Annotated in this window: 14 protein-coding genes; 5 read left to right on the top strand and 9 right to left on the bottom strand. The window is 63.9% G+C overall.

Annotated elements, in window-relative coordinates:
• Window positions 1-11 precede the first annotated feature (11 nt).
• Together ACWGS8_RS08750 and ACWGS8_RS08745 are read right to left on the bottom strand one after the other, a co-directional pair.
• Complete coding sequence (locus tag ACWGS8_RS08750) at window positions 12-2,672, bottom strand: ATP-dependent helicase (RefSeq protein WP_454580541.1); 2,661 nt, start codon at window positions 2,670-2,672, stop codon at window positions 12-14.
• Window positions 2,673-2,757: 85 nt separating this feature from the next.
• Window positions 2,758-3,801 carry a DUF2059 domain-containing protein gene (locus ACWGS8_RS08745; RefSeq protein WP_454580540.1) on the bottom strand — a complete coding sequence of 348 codons (1,044 nt, stop codon included), beginning with the start codon at window positions 3,799-3,801 and terminating at the stop codon, window positions 2,758-2,760.
• On the opposite strand from ACWGS8_RS08745, the gene ACWGS8_RS08740 reads away from it, so the two are divergent.
• Window positions 3,749-6,106, top strand: coding sequence for a glucose/quinate/shikimate family membrane-bound PQQ-dependent dehydrogenase (locus ACWGS8_RS08740; RefSeq protein ID WP_454580539.1), 2,358 nt, complete (start codon window positions 3,749-3,751; stop codon window positions 6,104-6,106). The genes ACWGS8_RS08745 and ACWGS8_RS08740 overlap by 53 nt on opposite strands.
• Before the next feature lie 52 nt (window positions 6,107-6,158).
• Here the strand turns inward: ACWGS8_RS08740 and ACWGS8_RS08735 are convergent, their stop codons facing one another.
• Together ACWGS8_RS08735 and ACWGS8_RS08730 are read right to left on the bottom strand one after the other, a co-directional pair.
• Complete coding sequence (locus tag ACWGS8_RS08735; RefSeq protein ID WP_454580538.1) at window positions 6,159-6,596, bottom strand: hypothetical protein; 438 nt, start codon at window positions 6,594-6,596, stop codon at window positions 6,159-6,161.
• Window positions 6,597-6,605: 9 nt separating this feature from the next.
• Window positions 6,606-6,761 (bottom strand): hypothetical protein, encoded by a 156-nt coding sequence (locus ACWGS8_RS08730; protein ID WP_454580537.1) that lies wholly within the window; start codon window positions 6,759-6,761, stop codon window positions 6,606-6,608.
• A 280-nt stretch (window positions 6,762-7,041) separates the two neighbouring features.
• Between ACWGS8_RS08730 and ACWGS8_RS08725 the strand changes: the two genes are divergently transcribed.
• The gene (locus tag ACWGS8_RS08725; protein ID WP_454581251.1) at window positions 7,042-7,890 is read left to right on the top strand and encodes a dienelactone hydrolase family protein; all 849 of its coding nucleotides are present in this window, start codon (window positions 7,042-7,044) and stop codon (window positions 7,888-7,890) included.
• Window positions 7,891-7,899: 9 nt separating this feature from the next.
• Here ACWGS8_RS08725 and ACWGS8_RS08720 read toward each other — a convergent pair whose 3' ends face one another.
• A complete protein-coding gene (locus ACWGS8_RS08720) occupies window positions 7,900-8,814 on the bottom strand; it encodes an EamA family transporter (protein ID WP_454580536.1) in 915 nt (304 codons plus the stop codon).
• Window positions 8,815-8,903: 89 nt separating this feature from the next.
• Here ACWGS8_RS08720 and ACWGS8_RS08715 point away from each other — a divergent pair, with 89 nt between their 5' ends.
• Complete coding sequence (locus ACWGS8_RS08715) at window positions 8,904-9,383, top strand: Lrp/AsnC family transcriptional regulator (RefSeq protein WP_454580535.1); 480 nt, start codon at window positions 8,904-8,906, stop codon at window positions 9,381-9,383.
• An 82-nt stretch (window positions 9,384-9,465) separates the two neighbouring features.
• Here the strand turns inward: ACWGS8_RS08715 and ACWGS8_RS08710 are convergent, their stop codons facing one another.
• Together ACWGS8_RS08710 and ACWGS8_RS08705 are read right to left on the bottom strand one after the other, a co-directional pair.
• Window positions 9,466-9,663: a hypothetical protein gene (locus ACWGS8_RS08710; RefSeq protein WP_013894716.1), complete on the bottom strand. Its 198-nt coding sequence runs from the start codon at window positions 9,661-9,663 to the stop codon at window positions 9,466-9,468.
• A gap of 246 nt (window positions 9,664-9,909) precedes the next feature.
• Window positions 9,910-10,389: a thioesterase family protein gene (locus ACWGS8_RS08705; protein WP_454580534.1), complete on the bottom strand. Its 480-nt coding sequence runs from the start codon at window positions 10,387-10,389 to the stop codon at window positions 9,910-9,912.
• A 161-nt stretch (window positions 10,390-10,550) separates the two neighbouring features.
• Here ACWGS8_RS08705 and ACWGS8_RS08700 point away from each other — a divergent pair, with 161 nt between their 5' ends.
• The gene (locus ACWGS8_RS08700) at window positions 10,551-11,981 is read left to right on the top strand and encodes an FAD-binding oxidoreductase (protein WP_454580533.1); all 1,431 of its coding nucleotides are present in this window, start codon (window positions 10,551-10,553) and stop codon (window positions 11,979-11,981) included.
• Window positions 11,982-12,000: 19 nt separating this feature from the next.
• On the opposite strand, the gene ACWGS8_RS08695 is transcribed toward ACWGS8_RS08700, so the two are convergent.
• Window positions 12,001-12,498 carry an Imm26 family immunity protein gene (locus ACWGS8_RS08695; RefSeq protein WP_454580532.1) on the bottom strand — a complete coding sequence of 166 codons (498 nt, stop codon included), beginning with the start codon at window positions 12,496-12,498 and terminating at the stop codon, window positions 12,001-12,003.
• A gap of 164 nt (window positions 12,499-12,662) precedes the next feature.
• Between ACWGS8_RS08695 and ACWGS8_RS08690 the strand changes: the two genes are divergently transcribed.
• Entirely contained in the window at window positions 12,663-13,184 is a 522-nt protein-coding gene (locus ACWGS8_RS08690) for a hypothetical protein (RefSeq protein ID WP_454580531.1), read from the top strand.
• Window positions 13,185-13,214: 30 nt separating this feature from the next.
• On the opposite strand, the gene ACWGS8_RS08685 is transcribed toward ACWGS8_RS08690, so the two are convergent.
• Window positions 13,215-14,201 carry a Dyp-type peroxidase gene (locus tag ACWGS8_RS08685; RefSeq protein ID WP_454580530.1) on the bottom strand — a complete coding sequence of 329 codons (987 nt, stop codon included), beginning with the start codon at window positions 14,199-14,201 and terminating at the stop codon, window positions 13,215-13,217.
• Window positions 14,202-14,230 lie beyond the last annotated feature (29 nt).

Genomic DNA, 14,230 nt, shown 5'->3' with positions numbered 1-14,230 from the left:
GGCTGGACTACTCACACCGCCGCGACAAACCCGTCCAACACGCGTTTCTGGCCGGCCTTGTCGAAGTCGATGGTCAGCTTGTTGCCTTCGATGGCCGAGATGTTGCCGTTGCCGAATTTCTGGTGGAAGACGCGGTCGCCGACGCTGAAGGGCGACGGCTTGTCGGCGACGGATTTGGCGACCAGTTCGCCGTCGATGGTGCGGCCCTTCACGCTCGTGCGGCCGGCGCCGTAGCCGGAATCAGTCTCGCCATAGCCGATGCGCTCGACCTGGTGGCCTGAGCGGGTGCCCCAGTTGCGGTCGGTCGCTTCGGTGCGGTTGGCCTGCGCGCGCTGCCAGCCGGGCGTCGAATAGGTGTTGGAGAACGCGCCGGATTTTTCCGCGTTGGCGCCGACATTGTCGAAGCGCGAGGCGCCGTAGGGGTTTTGTCGCCCACCACCACGGCCGGAAGCGAAGGAGCCGCCGCCATAGGGGTTGCCGTAGCCGCCATAGGAATTGCCGCTTTCGGCGATCTCGACATGCGATTCCGGCAGCTCCTCGAGGAAGCGCGACGGGATGGTCGATTGCCACAGCCCATGGATCAGGCGGTTGGAGACGAACCAGATATGCAGGTTCTTCTTGGCTCTCGTCAGGCCGACATAGGCCAGCCGGCGCTCTTCCTCCAGCCCGGAACGGCCGCCTTCATCGAGCGCGCGCTGGTGGGGGAACAGGCCTTCCTCCCAGCCGGGGAGAAAAACCGTTTCGAATTCGAGGCCCTTGGCCGAATGCAGCGTCATGATCGAGACGGCGTCCTGCCCGGCATTCTGCTCGGCATCCATGACCAGCGCCACATGTTCGAGGAACGAGCGCAGCGATTCGTACTCCTCCATCGAGCGGATCAGTTCCTTGAGGTTCTCCAGCCGGCCCGGCGCTTCGGCCGAGCGGTCGTTCTTCCACATGTCGGTGTAGCCGCTCTCCTCGAGAATGGTCTCGGCGAGTTCGGTGTGCGGCTTGGTTTCCAGCGCCTTCTGCCAGCGCTCGAAATTGGCGGCCACTTCGCGCAACGCGGCGCGCGGTTTCGGCTTCAATTCGTCGCTCTCGGCGAGATTGCCGGCGGCCTCCAGCATCGGGATGCGCAGCGCGCGCGCCGTGTCGTGGATCTGGCGGATGGTGGCTTCGCCAAGCCCGCGCTTGGGCACATTGACGATGCGCTCGAAGGCGAGGTCGTCGCCGCTGTTGGCAACGACGCGGAAGAAGGCCAGCGCGTCGCGAATTTCCATGCGCTCGTAGAAGCGCGGGCCGCCGATGACGCGGTAGTTGAGGCCGAGCGTGATGAAGCGGTCCTCGAAGGCGCGCATCTGGAAGGAGGCGCGCACCAGGATCGCCATGTCGTTGAGATTATGCTTCTGGCGCTGATAGGCCTCGATGGTCTCGCCGATGGCGCGGGCTTCCTCCTCGGAATCCCAGGCGGCGTGGACATTGACCTTGCCATCCTCGGGATCGTTGCGATCGGTGAACAGCGTCTTGCCGAAGCGGCCCTCATTGTGGGCGATGAGGTGGGAGGCAGCACCCAGGATGTGCGCGGTCGAGCGGTAGTTGCGCTCCAGCCTTATGATGGTTGCGCCCGGGAAATCCTTGTCGAAGCGCAGGATGTTGTCGACCTCGGCGCCGCGCCAGCCATAGATGGACTGGTCGTCGTCGCCGACGCAGCAGATGTTTACTTTGTTTTCGCCCACGGCCGCACGCGAGCTTTGCTCGCTGGCCTCCGCGGGGACGGCCTGGCCGGCCGACGCCCGGTCGGGCTTGCGGCCTTCGGCCGATCGCAGATCCGTCGAAGTTGCCCCACGCCCGGCGTCCGGCCGCTGTGCCAGCAGGCGCAGCCACATGTATTGGGCGGTGTTGGTGTCCTGGTATTCGTCGACGAGGATGTATTTGAAGCGCCGGTGATAGTCCTTCAGCACGTCCGGATTGGCGCGGAAGATGCGGATGGGGTGGCAGAGCAGGTCGCCGAAGTCGCAGGCGTTCAGCGTCTGCAGCCGCTCCTGATAGGCCTTGTAGAGCTCGCGGCCCTTGCCGTTGGCAAAGCTGCGCGCGTCGCCCTCGGCGATGTCTGACGGACCTTGCCCCTTGTTCTTCCAGCCGTCGATCATCTGCGCGAACTGCTTGGCCGGCCAGCGCTTGTCGTCGAGGCCCTCGGCCTGGATCAGCTGCTTGATCAGCCGCACGACGTCGTCGGTGTCGAGGATGGTGAAATCGGAACGCAAGCCCGCAAGCTCGGCATGACGGCGCAACAGCTTCACGCCGATCGAATGGAAGGTGCCGAGCCAAGGCATGCCTTCGACATTGCCTTCGCCGATCAGGATGCCGATGCGCTGCTTCATCTCGCGCGCGGCCTTGTTGGTGAAGGTGACGGCGAGGATCTGCGAGGGGAAGGCCTTGCCGGTGGCAAGGATGTGGGCGATGCGGGTGGTGAGCACCCGGGTCTTGCCGGTGCCGGCGCCCGCCAGCACCAGAACCGGGCCTTCGGTGGTCTCCACAGCCAGCCTTTGTTCCGGATTCAGCCCCTTCAGATAATCAGGCGCACTGTTCTGGCCGCTGCGCGCAGCCATGGCGCGCGCGGCAATGCCCGACGGGGCCGTCGGCCGCGCATTGGGTTCATCGAAAAAGGGCATGTCTTCGGAAAAGCCGGACATCTTCCCCCCGAATGTAGTGATTCGGCAGGGAAAGACCAGAACTGTCTACGTTTTGTTCTGGGTAAAAGTACCTGATATCGAGGGTTCACGCCTTGCGGTAGCCGAGGGCGACGAAAAATCGATGGCCGAACGAGCGCGCCTCGTCCGTCATCACCGCGCCCAGGGCGACCTGCATCTGGTCGTAATAGCGGCTGCCGGCGGGTGAGGCCAGGAAGGCCTCATAAAGCTTCAGGTCGGTCATGGACATATCCCGGTAGATATAGGCTGCAGATTCCATGGCATCGTTGTCGATGTCACGGCGAAGCCCTTCGGTTTGCTTGCGCAGCAGGGCCATTACCTGGTCGTCGGGCAGGGGCTTTCCGGCCGCGCCCAGCATTTCGGAAAGCATTGCATAGCCCATGTTCAAGCCGACGGCTTCTCCGGTGTCGACGGCGCTGATATCGTCCATCATCTTCCTGTACAGAGCGAGCCTGGCCTGGTCCTTGGATGGAAGCTCGCCGAGGATTTTGGCGCCCTCGATCTTCTTGGCCTCCCTTGTTTGCGGCGACGAAGCCTGGATCTCCAGCGCGGTGATCTGTTTGCCCAAGGGTGAAGCATAAAACGAGGCCAGGTCGGACAGGTCCCTGGCGCTGAGCTTGTCCGCCATCCTGGCTTCGATGGCTGCCTCCATCTTCTCCGGATCAAAGGCACCTTCCATAGCCGCGGCAAGCGCGTCCAGGACCTTTTGGGGCGGCGTTCCCGGTGCCGATTTCACGGCTGCAGTGAAACCCGGGCCAATGCCCATCAGCATCTCGTGAAAGCCGTTCGCCTTGTTGATCTCCCTGATTGTCTGCGCCGGCGCGGCGGCCGTGCCGGCAATGAGCGGGACGAGGCAGTAGAGCACAAACGCCATGCGCGTCAGTGGCGGAACGAGTGACGGCATGTTGCTTGCTCCACGGGAAAGATGATCCATGGAGACTGCTGGAAAACCGCGACGCAGGCAAGATGGATTGCCACCTTGGCGTGTGGGCAGCTTGACAGGCAGGGCAGGCGGGAGAAAGCTGTACACGGGCAGGAGCGATGCGCGGGGTTTGCCCATGGCCGCGCGAGCGCGCAACAGTCGAAGGAGTATCATCTTGGCTGTCACCATCACCTCCCTCGTTCTCTTTCTCCTCGGTCTGGCGCTTGGTGGCGGTGGCATCCGGTTGGCTTCGCTGGGGGGCAGTTGGTACTACGTCGTCGTCGGCCTCGCCTTCCTGATCGCTGCCTGGCTGCTCTACAGGCGCAGGTCGACTGCTTTGTGGCTCTACGCGGCGATCGTGCTCGGCACGCTGGCCTGGGCGGTCTGGGAAATCGGCTTCGACTGGTGGGAGCTCGGCCCGCGCGGCGGCATCATCGTGCTGGTGGCGCTGTGGCTGCTGACGCCGTGGGCGAGGAGAGGCGTAACCGGCCCTGACGCGCGCGCGCCGCTCATCCTTGCCGTGCTGGCATCGCTGGCGGTCGCCGGCTATTCGATGACCGCTGACCCGAAAGGCATTGATGGCGCGCTCGACACCGACAAGGTGATTCCCAACGCCAATCTGGGCAATGATGTGCCGGCTGGCGAGTGGCACTATTACGGACGCACGCAGTTTGGCCAGCGCTATTCGCCGCTCGACCAGATCACGCCCGACAATGTCGCCAGGCTGCAGCCGGCATGGACCTACCGCACCGGCGATGTGAAGGGGCCGGATGACATCGGCGAGACCACCTATCAGGTGACGCCGCTGAAGATCGGCGACACGCTCTACATCTGCACGCCGCATAATTTCGCCATCGCGGTCGATGCCGCCACCGGCACGGAAAAATGGCGCTATGATCCCAAGATCAAGCTCGACAAGGATCGCCAGCACCAGACCTGCCGCGGCGTGTCGTACTATGCCGATGCCGCCATCGCTGCCGGCCAGCCTTGTGCTGCCCGCATCTACCTGCCGACCTCGGATGCGCGGCTGATCGCGCTCGACGCCGCCAACGGGCAGGTCTGTGCTGCCTTTGCCGAGGGCGGCACGCTGAATCTTCTGACCAACATGCCCTATCCGAAATCGGGCTACTACTATTCGACCTCGGCGCCGCTGATATCAGGCAGCAAGATCATCGTCGGCGGCGCGGTCAACGACAATTATTCGACGCAGGAGCCGTCGGGGGTCATCCGCGCCTATGATGTCGGCACCGGCGCCCTGGTGTGGAAGTGGGATTCCGGCAACCCGGACCAGACGACGCCGTTGGCGCCGGGCCAGACCTATACCGCCAACTCGCCCAACATGTGGTCGACGCCAAGCGCCGACGAGAAGCTTGGGCTGCTCTATGTGCCACTCGGCAACCAGACGCCGGACCAGCTCGGCGCCGGGCGCAGCGCCAATGTCGAGAAATTCTCCTCCTCGATCGCCGCGCTCGACCTTAACACCGGGCAGTTGCGCTGGGTGCGGCAGACCGTGCACCACGACCTCTGGGACATGGATGTGCCGGCGCAGCCGAGCCTGATCGACATCACCAAGGCCGACGGCACAGTGGTGCCAGCGCTGGTCGGGCCGACCAAGCAGGGCGATCTCTATGTCCTTGACCGTCGCACCGGCGAGCCGATCGTTGCGGTCAAGGAAGTGCCGGCGCCCGGCGGCGCCGTCGAGGGCGATCACACGTCGCCGACGCAGCCGATGTCGGCTCTCTCCTTCAGCCCGAAGCCGCTGACCGATGCCGACATGTGGGGCATCACCATGTTCGACCAGCTGGCCTGCCGGATCGCCTTCCACAAGCTGCGCTACGAAGGCCGTTACACGCCGCCGTCGGTGCAGGGGTCGCTGATCTACCCCGGCAATTTCGGCACCTTCAACTGGGGCGGGGTGGCGGTCGATCCGGTGCGCCAGGTGATGTTTGGCATGCCGACCTATCTGGCGTTTACGTCGAGACTCGTGCCCCGCGCGGACGTGCCGCCGCCGGGCGACAACACCAAGGGCAGCGAGCAGGGGCTGAACCGCAACGAGGGCGCGCCCTATGCGGTGGTGATGGGGCCGTTCCTGTCGCCGCTGGGCATTCCCTGCCAGGCGCCGCCCTGGGGCTATGTCGCGGGCGCGGACCTGCGGACCGGCACCATCGCCTACAAGCATCGCAACGGCACCGTCTACGATATGACGCCGCTGCCGCTGCCGCTGAAGGTCGGTGTGCCAGGCATTGGCGGGCCGATCATCACCGCCGGCGGCGTCGCCTTCCTGGGTGCCGCGGTCGACAATTATCTGCGCGCCTATGACCTGACCTCGGGCAGGCAGCTCTGGCAGGCCAGGCTGCCAGCCGGCGGCCAGTCGACGCCGATGACCTACACGGTCGCCGACGGACGCCAGTTCGTGGTCATCGTCGCCGGCGGCCACGGCTCGGTCGGCACCAAGCCAGGCGATTATGTGATGGCTTACGCGTTGCCGAAATAGCTGGCGCGCTGCCGAAATAGCTGTGTCGCACCAACGAAAAGCGGTCTCGGCGCTAGCCGAGGCCGAGATGGCTCTTCAGGCTGGGCACCGAGCCCAGCACCTGGTTGGTCAAATCGGGGCCGGCGGCGGCTTCGGCCTGCTGGACCAACGTCTCGCCGGCTTTCTGGATTTGCGCCATGTCGAGGCCGGATGCCTTGAGGGCGGCAAGGCCGTTGACCAGCGCGCCGGCCTTTTCGCCGAGAACGCCGCCAAGCGCGCCTTGCAGCGAGGACAGGAAGCCACCGCCACCGCCGGCAGGAGCGGCGACCATGACGTCATATTTCTGCGCCAGCGCGTCGGCGCCGGGAATTTTGGCGAAGAAGGATGAGGCGCTGGTGCCTTCAGCCTCGTGCTCGAGCACCGAGAAAATGGTGCCGACGACTTTTTCGGTCGTTGCCTCGTCGAGGCCGGCCTTCTGCGAGACGGTGTTGACGATATCCTGTACGTCCATGACTTCACCTCAACCCTGGGTTTTCGTGTTTGCCGGATGGCGCTGGCGGCTGCGGACCTTGACCATGGACTTTCGGCTTGCCGCCACGACGGTTGCGCGCATCGCCAGAATGGCGGCTGCGGCAAGCATGAAGGCGGTTGCCAGGATCGGCGAGGTCATGGTCATCAGTTTTCCTTTCACGTCAGGCCCTTCAGGACCGTGGCCGCGCCATGGGGCGGCCGGATAGTCAGTCTCCGCTACTATTGTGGCAGCGCCATCAAGAATTGTCGCCGATGACAAGAATGTGATGATGGTTGCCGCCGCTTGTCAGGGAACGGGAGCGTGACCGAGCCGTGACTGGACGATGCGGGCCTCGCCCCTATCTTGCGAGCGCAAGGACACCAAAGTCGAGGAGCGCCCCGTGACCAGATCCACCATCGCTGACAAACCTGTCATCACCCAGGCGATGATCGACGCCTATGACGAGTACACGCATCTGACGCTCGACCGCCGGCGCTTCATGGAGCAATTGACCAGGCTCGCCGGATCGGGTGCCGCGGCGGCCGCGATCGCGCCAATGCTGGCGGCGAATCCCGCCCAGGCGGCGATCGTCGCCGAAAACGATGCCCGCGTGAAAGGCGAGGACATCAGCTATCCCGGGAGCGGCGGCGAGATGAAGGGCTATCTGGTCAAGCCGGTGAACCAGACAGGTAAGCTCGGCACCGTCATCGTCATCCATGAAAACCGGGGGCTCAACCCGCATATACGCGACGTTGCCCGGCGCGTGGCGCTGGAAGGGTTCGTGGCGCTTGCACCGGATTTCCTGTCGCCGCTCGGCGGCACGCCTGATGACGAGGACAAGGCGCGCGACATGTTCGCCAAGCTCGACCCGGCGCAGACCGTCGCCAACGCCGTGGCGACCGTCGCTTTCCTGAAAGGTGACAAGGACGGCAACGGCAAGGTCGGCGCCATCGGCTTCTGCTGGGGCGGCGGCACGGCCAACATGCTGGCCGTCAATGCGCCCGATCTCGCCGCCAGCGTCGCCTATTACGGCATGCAGCCGAATGCCGCCGACGCGTCGAAGATCAAGGCCGCGCTGCTGCTGCATTATGCCGGCCTCGACGATCGCACCAATGCCGGCATCGACGGCTTCAAGAAGGCGCTCGATGCCGCGCATGTCGAATACACGGTCTATGTCTATGAAGGCGCCAACCATGCCTTCAACAATGATACGTCGGCGGCGCGCTACGACAAGAAGGCGGCCGATCTCGCCTGGGGCAGGACGATCGCTTTCCTGAAGCAGAAACTGGCGTAGGCGGCTTGCCTAACCGGTGCTCGCCGGCCTGTGGAAGGCGACGCCGCCGACCACCAGCGCGATCCCCAGGCAATCACTCAGGCTTGGAATCTGGCGCAGTACGATGATGCCGATCAGCGTCGCCGTGACCGGCAGCAGCGATAGCATCAGCGCGAAACTCGAGCGCGGCAATCGCGACATGGCAAGCTGGTCGCAGATGTAGGGAATGACCGAGGAGCAGATGCCGACGCCGATGGCGGCAATGAGCAGCGGCGGCGAGAAAAAGGCTGGCAGCGCGTCGGTGAAGCCGATCGGCAGCACGACGATGAAGGCGACCGCCATGGCGGCGCCGAGGCCCGCAATGCCGTCGCTGGCGCTCGAACGGGCGACGCGGTGGCCGAGCACGATGTAGCCGACGAACAGTGCGCCGTTGAGGAAGGCCCAGAACAGGCCGACTGGATCGCTGGACCATTTGACGTCGATCAACAACAAGGTGCCGGTGACGGCCACGGCAAGGGCAACCAGGTTGCGGGCGCTCCTGAGGCCGATCAGCGCGACGCCGATGGTGCCGACGAATTCGATCGCCGCAACCAGCGAGATCGGCAACCGGTCGAGGGCCAGGTAGAAGGAACAGTTCATCACCGCGAGGCAAGCGCCGAAGGCCAGCAACAGAAGCCGCGTCCTGGGATTGGCGCGGGCGAAGCTTCGCCAGGGGCGCGTCAGCGGGGCGAAGACCAGTGCCGCAGTGGCGATGCGCAGCCACGCCATGCCGAGCACGCCGACATGCGGGAAAAGCAGCACGGCGAAGGCCGGACCGAGATAATGGAAGATAGCGCTGACGCCGAACCAGACATGCGGCGGCAGCCTTGTTGCCAGGCCGCCAAGGCCAGAGCCGGTGCGGGCAAGCATAGGGCCTGCCGTGGGAGCTTGCGCTTGATCATCCATCGGATCAGTATCGCAGGCATTTTTCGCAGCCTATATGGATGATGATCGATCAGCCTGACCATAATTCTATCGAAAGCAAGGGCATACTTGTGAAACGCCTTCGAACTGAAAATATTGATCTCGACGCCGCCGACATGAAGATCCTGCGTCTGTTGGAGAAGGATGCGCGCGCCAGCACGGCGGAGCTGGCGCGTTCGGTCGGCCTGTCGGCGCCGAGCGTTGCCGAGCGCATCAAGCGGTTGCAGGAAAACGGCGTGATCGAAGCCTATAGCGTCAGGATCAACCCCGCCGCGCTGGGCCTGAAGCTGTCGGCATGGCTGCGCATCCGGCCGGTGCCGGGGCAATTGTCCGTGGTAGCCGAGATCATCCGCGAGTTGCCGGAGATCGCGCAATGCGACCGCGTGACCGGCGAGGATTGCTTCATCGCGCTCGCGCATGTCGGCTCGATGACCGAACTCGAACGGGTGATCGACCGCATCATCCCCTATGCGATGACCAATACCGCCATCATCCAGTCCTCACCGGTGGTGGCGCGCTCGCCGCTGGCAGCGGTGAAAGGCCAAGCGTGAGCCCACCGGGGGCAGTCCTCCACCTGATAGGTCGGGCGCGGGCTTGCAGAAGTAATGGCACCTACCGCCGGCAGGGTCGGCGTCAGGCGTGGCCGCGCTTCAGGCGGGCGCGCTTCAAAATGCTGCGCCAGCGGATCATGTCGAACGGGATCGGCTCGTTGTTGTTGGCGATGTGGAAGATCTCGTTGTCGACGTTCTTTAGTGAACGCCAGAAATCATAGTCAGTGATGCGCGGATCAGCGGCCAGCCTGTCCACCTCGACCTTGATGTCGGTTTTCATGCACGTCCCTCGAACCGGCTTCGCCCCGCCGTCCGTAAAACAACCCAGTGCGGACGTTTTCGACCGCTCTGCTGAGTCGTTCAACGGCTCAATTGGCTTGTTCCCGTTAAAACCTCGGTAAGGTTAATGCGGGTGCCGGGCGGCTTCAAGCACGGGGTGCCGGCCGATTTGAGGGTTCGCCGATTTTGCCTCGCCGGTGTGGCTTTGAGGTCCCGTCACTCTGTTCGGAGCGGTGTCGGCCTCGCGCTATTTGCGTTTGATGCCGATCGAGCGGCCGGCACGCTCCGGCATCGGCAGCATCGAATGGGCGGCGCGCATGGCTTCGACCTTGGCCATCACATCGGCGGGGAAGGGCGCGACCTTCGGCCCCGACATGTCGACATGCAGCGACAGCGTCTCGGAGGTAGCAGCGAGCCAGCCGTCGACATGGCGGATTTCCTGGTAGGCCCTGAGCCGCTTCTCGTCATGGTCGATGAGTTGGAAGGATACCTGGACCTTGTGGTCCAGATGCAGTTCCTGGACGTAGCAGACATGGACTTCGGCGGTGTAGATGGTGAGGCGGCGCCCCTTTACATAGTCCAGCCCCATGCCCATCGCCTCGAAGGCCGCGTCCGAGCAGCGGTCGAAAAGCACGTTGTAATAGGCCATGTTGAGATGGCCGTTGTAGTCGATCCAGTCCTTCTCGATGTCCATGGGCTTGGAGACGAAGGGGGCGGGGATGGACATCGAGACTTCCTTGTTCTGGCGCTGGACAAATTGAGGCTGCGGAGAGTTTTTGTTCCGACGCATTTCCTGTGGGAAAACCGCTTCACACTTTCCCCGGAAATGCTTTAGGCATCCATAGCTGCATTACAAGCGTGGACGCTGGTCCATTCGCGGAGGAATTCATGGCTCTGAGCGACCTCAATCCGGTCGAACGCAACGAGGAAGGCATCGCGGCGGTGCTCGGCATCCTCAAGCAACAGCTCGGCGAGCGCTTCCAGACCGGCCAGGCGATCCGCTCGCAGCATGCGCACACCACCACCTATATCCCGACCCAGGCGCCCGATGGTGTCGCTTTCCCCGAGACTGCCGCCGAGGTGCAGGAGATCGTGCGCGCCTGCGCCGCGCATCGCGTGCCGGTCATCGCCTTTGGCGTCGGCTCCTCGCTGGAAGGCCACACCAACGCACCGGGCGGCGGCATCTCGGTCGATACCTCGCGCATGAACCGCATCCTGGCGGTCAATCCGCAGGATCTCGACTGCACGGTCGAACCCGGCGTGACGCGCGAGGATTTGAACCGGCATCTGCGCGACACCGGCCTGTTCTTCCCGATCGATCCCGGCGCCAATGCCTCGCTCGGCGGCATGGCGGCGACGCGGGCGTCCGGCACCAATGCCGTGCGCTACGGCACGATGCGCGAGAACGTGCTGTCGCTCACCGCCGTCATGGCCGATGGCGAGACGGTGACGACCGGCAAGCGGGCGAAAAAGAGCTCGGCCGGCTACGATCTGACGCGGCTGCTGGTCGGCTCGGAAGGCACGCTCGGCATCATCACCTCACTGACGCTGAAGCTGCAAGGCATTCCGCAGGCGATCTCCGGCGGCGTCTGTCCGTTTCCGAGCGTCGAGGCTGCCTGCAACGCCGTCATCGCCACGATCCAGATGGGCATTCCGGTGGCACGCATCGAACTGGTCAATGCGCTGCAGATGAGGGCGATGAAGAATTATTCCAAGCTCGATTATCCCGAGAGCCCGTGCCTGTTCGTCGAGTTCCACGGCAGCGATGCCGGCGTGGCCGAGCAGGCCGAGACCTTTGGCATGATTGCCGAGGAGAATGGCGGCGGGCCGTTCCTGTGGACCAGCGTCGCCGAGGAACGCAGCAAACTGTGGAAGGCCAGGCACGATGCCTACTGGGCCTCGCTGACGCTGCGGCCAGGCGCCAAGGGCCTGTCGACCGATGTCTGCGTGCCGATCTCGCGCTTTGCCGAATGCGTCACCGAAACCGAGGCCGACATCGCCGAAATGGGCCTGATCGCGCCGATCGTCGGCCATGCCGGCGACGGCAATTTCCACGTGCTGGTGCTGATGGATGTGAACGATCCCAAGGAGATCGCGCTATCGGAAAAATTCGTAGCGCGGCTCAACCTGCGGGCGATCGCCATGGACGGCACCTGCACCGGCGAGCACGGCATCGGCCAGGGCAAGATCGGTTTCCTGCGCCCCGAGCTTGGCCGCGGCGTCGACATCATGCGCGCCATCAAGCAGGCGCTGGACCCGCAAAACATCATGAATCCTGGCAAGATATTGCCGGCGGCGGGTAGATCGGTCGAGGCTTGAAAGCTGGTGGGTGTGCAACCTAACCACCCGCATCACGTTTTTCGGCCAGTAGCCCGCTCAGTCTGATTTCGACAAACTCCGCACCCATCAGTCCATCTTCCGCAAGGCCCGCTGGAAGCACGGATCTGCGTTCCCTGGTTCCTCGGACGATATCGTCGTCTGAATATCGGACGATCATGTCTGGCATGATGCGCAGCAAGTCGTGATGGATGAATTCTGGGATAGGCCAATAGGTCCGGTTCCAGCCTCCAATCTCTCCGAAGACCTCCCATTTGCCGTCTATGAGATGCAGATCGCCAAACCGCCCGACGACAACAGCTTCAGTTGGCAGAAGATCACTCGCATTGGTATCCGCTGAAAACATTCTCGGTCCGAAAAAATAGCCCAGAAGTATCCGTCCTCGCGGAGCCATTCTCGCCACCACTCCCCTCGCAAAGCCTCCATCAGGCAGGGGAATCCGAAAGACCGAGCCTTCGCGATATGGCAACCGTTTCGCCAACTTCGATCCCCCGATCATTTATCGCTGCCAAGCGAGTCCACTGTCGCCTAGGATTGCCAGCAGACCATTTTCTGACTGAGACCGCAACGGAATAGCTCGTCTTGACCGCGCGACCATTCGGGTCGAGGCTCCTTGCGCGGCAAGTCTGACAAGACAGGCGTTGCCAGCGAAGGAGAACTGTCATGGCCATTTCACGCAAGGAAGAAGCGCGCGCGCTGAGTGCCGACGAGAAGGAACTGGTGGAGAAATCGCACCATCCGGTGGTGCAGGAGCTTTCCGACGCCGACCTTTCCGGCCTGGTCAAGCTGCTGCGCGAGCGGCGCGACAAGGCGCAGACCGAAGCGCACCGCCGCCGCCGTGAAATACGCGGAAAGGGGGCGCCCAAGGGGGCTGCGCCGTCAAAGGCCGATGGCGGCTCGCAGGTCAAGCTGGCGGTGCTGGCGATGGCGATGCGGCGGCTGAATGGCGAGGCCGAACGGCGGCGCCAACTGGCGGCTCGCGTTTCACTCGTCGGGAATGCGCGCAAGGCGCTGGCGATGAAGCAAAATGCGCCGGCCGATGGCCCCGCGCACAATTCGCGGACAGCTCACAAGGGCATGCGGGCCGTCGCCAACGAGCGGGCGCCGAAGCTGGTCCGGCCGGCGGAACTCGGCCGGCAGCGCAAGGCGGGCAAGGTGGCGCAAGCCAAGCGCGACGCACGCTGATCCCGGCGACAAGGGCTGCCGGCAGCCGTTTTACCGTGCTGCGGGAAGCTGCTGCTGTGCGCCCTCGACAAGGGCCTGCAGCAAGGGCCGTGTCGGCGCGAAGAATGTCGTGCCGGTCTGCGGTGTCGAGACGTCGAGCAGGCGGTCGTAGGCGCCCGGCGGATCACCGACATACATGCGCTGCAGCATCTTTTCGGTGACCCACAGATACCTGGAATAGCCGATGAAGTAGGTGCCGAACTCGTTCTGCCCGGGCCTGCCGAACGGCATGTTGTCGCGCAATATGTCGTATTCGTTGCCGTCGGCATCCTCGATGGTGGCCAACGACTTGTGCGATTTGCGCGGCGCGTCGTCATCGTCGATCTCGATATTGTCGATCTTGGTGCGGCCGATGATCGCCTCCTGCTCGGGCGTCGGAATGCGCGCCCAGGCCTGCATGTCGTGCAGATATTTCTGGACGACGACATAGGAGCCGCCGGCAAAGTCGGCATCTTCCTCGCCGACCAGCGCCGAAGCCGGCAGGTCGAGGCCGGTCGGGTTGGCGGTACCGTCGATGAAGCCGAGCAGGTCGCGGGCGTCGAAATAGCGAAAGCCCGTCACTTCGTCGACGACGGTCACATCAGAACCAAGCCGGTCGAGCAGGATACGCTCGAACTCGAAGCACATGTCGGGCCGTTCGGCCCGGATGTGGAAGAGGAGGTCGCCGGCTGTCGATGGCGCCGAATGGACCGCGCCCTTGATCGCCGCGAACGGTTTCAATTCCTGCGGCCGCCGGCCGGGGCTGAGACGGTCCCAGAGATCGCTGCCGATGCCGGCAATGCACGACAGGCGGCCGCCGAGGTCGCGGAAGCCGACGGTCTTGACCAGATCGTCAAGCTCGCCCAGCACCGAACAAACCTTGGCAAGGGCCGGATGTTCGCCGGCGACGGTGACGACAAGGAAAATCGCCGATTGCGAAAGCGGCGCATCGACGCTCTGCGCGTCGATCGGCACGCGGTCCCAGTTCTTGCCTGACATCTGAAAAGTCTCCGCTTTTGCCGGATTTG

The organism is Mesorhizobium sp. 43Arga (genome assembly GCF_053714255.1).
This window is presented reverse-complemented; position numbering and strand designations above follow the sequence as displayed.

What these genes read in the sequence shown, in the direction of transcription:
- ACWGS8_RS08700 (WP_454580533.1), top strand. Translation starts at nt 10,551, where the DNA reads ATGGCTCTGAGCGACCTCAATCCGGTCGAACGCAACGAGGAAGGCATC.
- ACWGS8_RS08695 (WP_454580532.1), bottom strand. Translation starts at nt 12,498, where the DNA reads ATGATCGGGGGATCGAAGTTGGCGAAACGGTTGCCATATCGCGAAGGC.
- ACWGS8_RS08740 (WP_454580539.1), top strand. Translation starts at nt 3,749, where the DNA reads ATGGCCGCGCGAGCGCGCAACAGTCGAAGGAGTATCATCTTGGCTGTC.
- ACWGS8_RS08725 (WP_454581251.1), top strand. Translation starts at nt 7,042, where the DNA reads ATGATCGACGCCTATGACGAGTACACGCATCTGACGCTCGACCGCCGG.
- ACWGS8_RS08690 (WP_454580531.1), top strand. Translation starts at nt 12,663, where the DNA reads ATGGCCATTTCACGCAAGGAAGAAGCGCGCGCGCTGAGTGCCGACGAG.
- ACWGS8_RS08730 (WP_454580537.1), bottom strand. Translation starts at nt 6,761, where the DNA reads ATGACCATGACCTCGCCGATCCTGGCAACCGCCTTCATGCTTGCCGCA.
- ACWGS8_RS08750 (WP_454580541.1), bottom strand. Translation starts at nt 2,672, where the DNA reads ATGTCCGGCTTTTCCGAAGACATGCCCTTTTTCGATGAACCCAATGCG.
- ACWGS8_RS08720 (WP_454580536.1), bottom strand. Translation starts at nt 8,814, where the DNA reads ATGGATGATCAAGCGCAAGCTCCCACGGCAGGCCCTATGCTTGCCCGC.
- ACWGS8_RS08705 (WP_454580534.1), bottom strand. Translation starts at nt 10,389, where the DNA reads ATGTCCATCCCCGCCCCCTTCGTCTCCAAGCCCATGGACATCGAGAAG.
- ACWGS8_RS08735 (WP_454580538.1), bottom strand. Translation starts at nt 6,596, where the DNA reads ATGGACGTACAGGATATCGTCAACACCGTCTCGCAGAAGGCCGGCCTC.
- ACWGS8_RS08685 (WP_454580530.1), bottom strand. Translation starts at nt 14,201, where the DNA reads ATGTCAGGCAAGAACTGGGACCGCGTGCCGATCGACGCGCAGAGCGTC.
- ACWGS8_RS08710 (WP_013894716.1), bottom strand. Translation starts at nt 9,663, where the DNA reads ATGAAAACCGACATCAAGGTCGAGGTGGACAGGCTGGCCGCTGATCCG.
- ACWGS8_RS08745 (WP_454580540.1), bottom strand. Translation starts at nt 3,801, where the DNA reads ATGGTGACAGCCAAGATGATACTCCTTCGACTGTTGCGCGCTCGCGCG.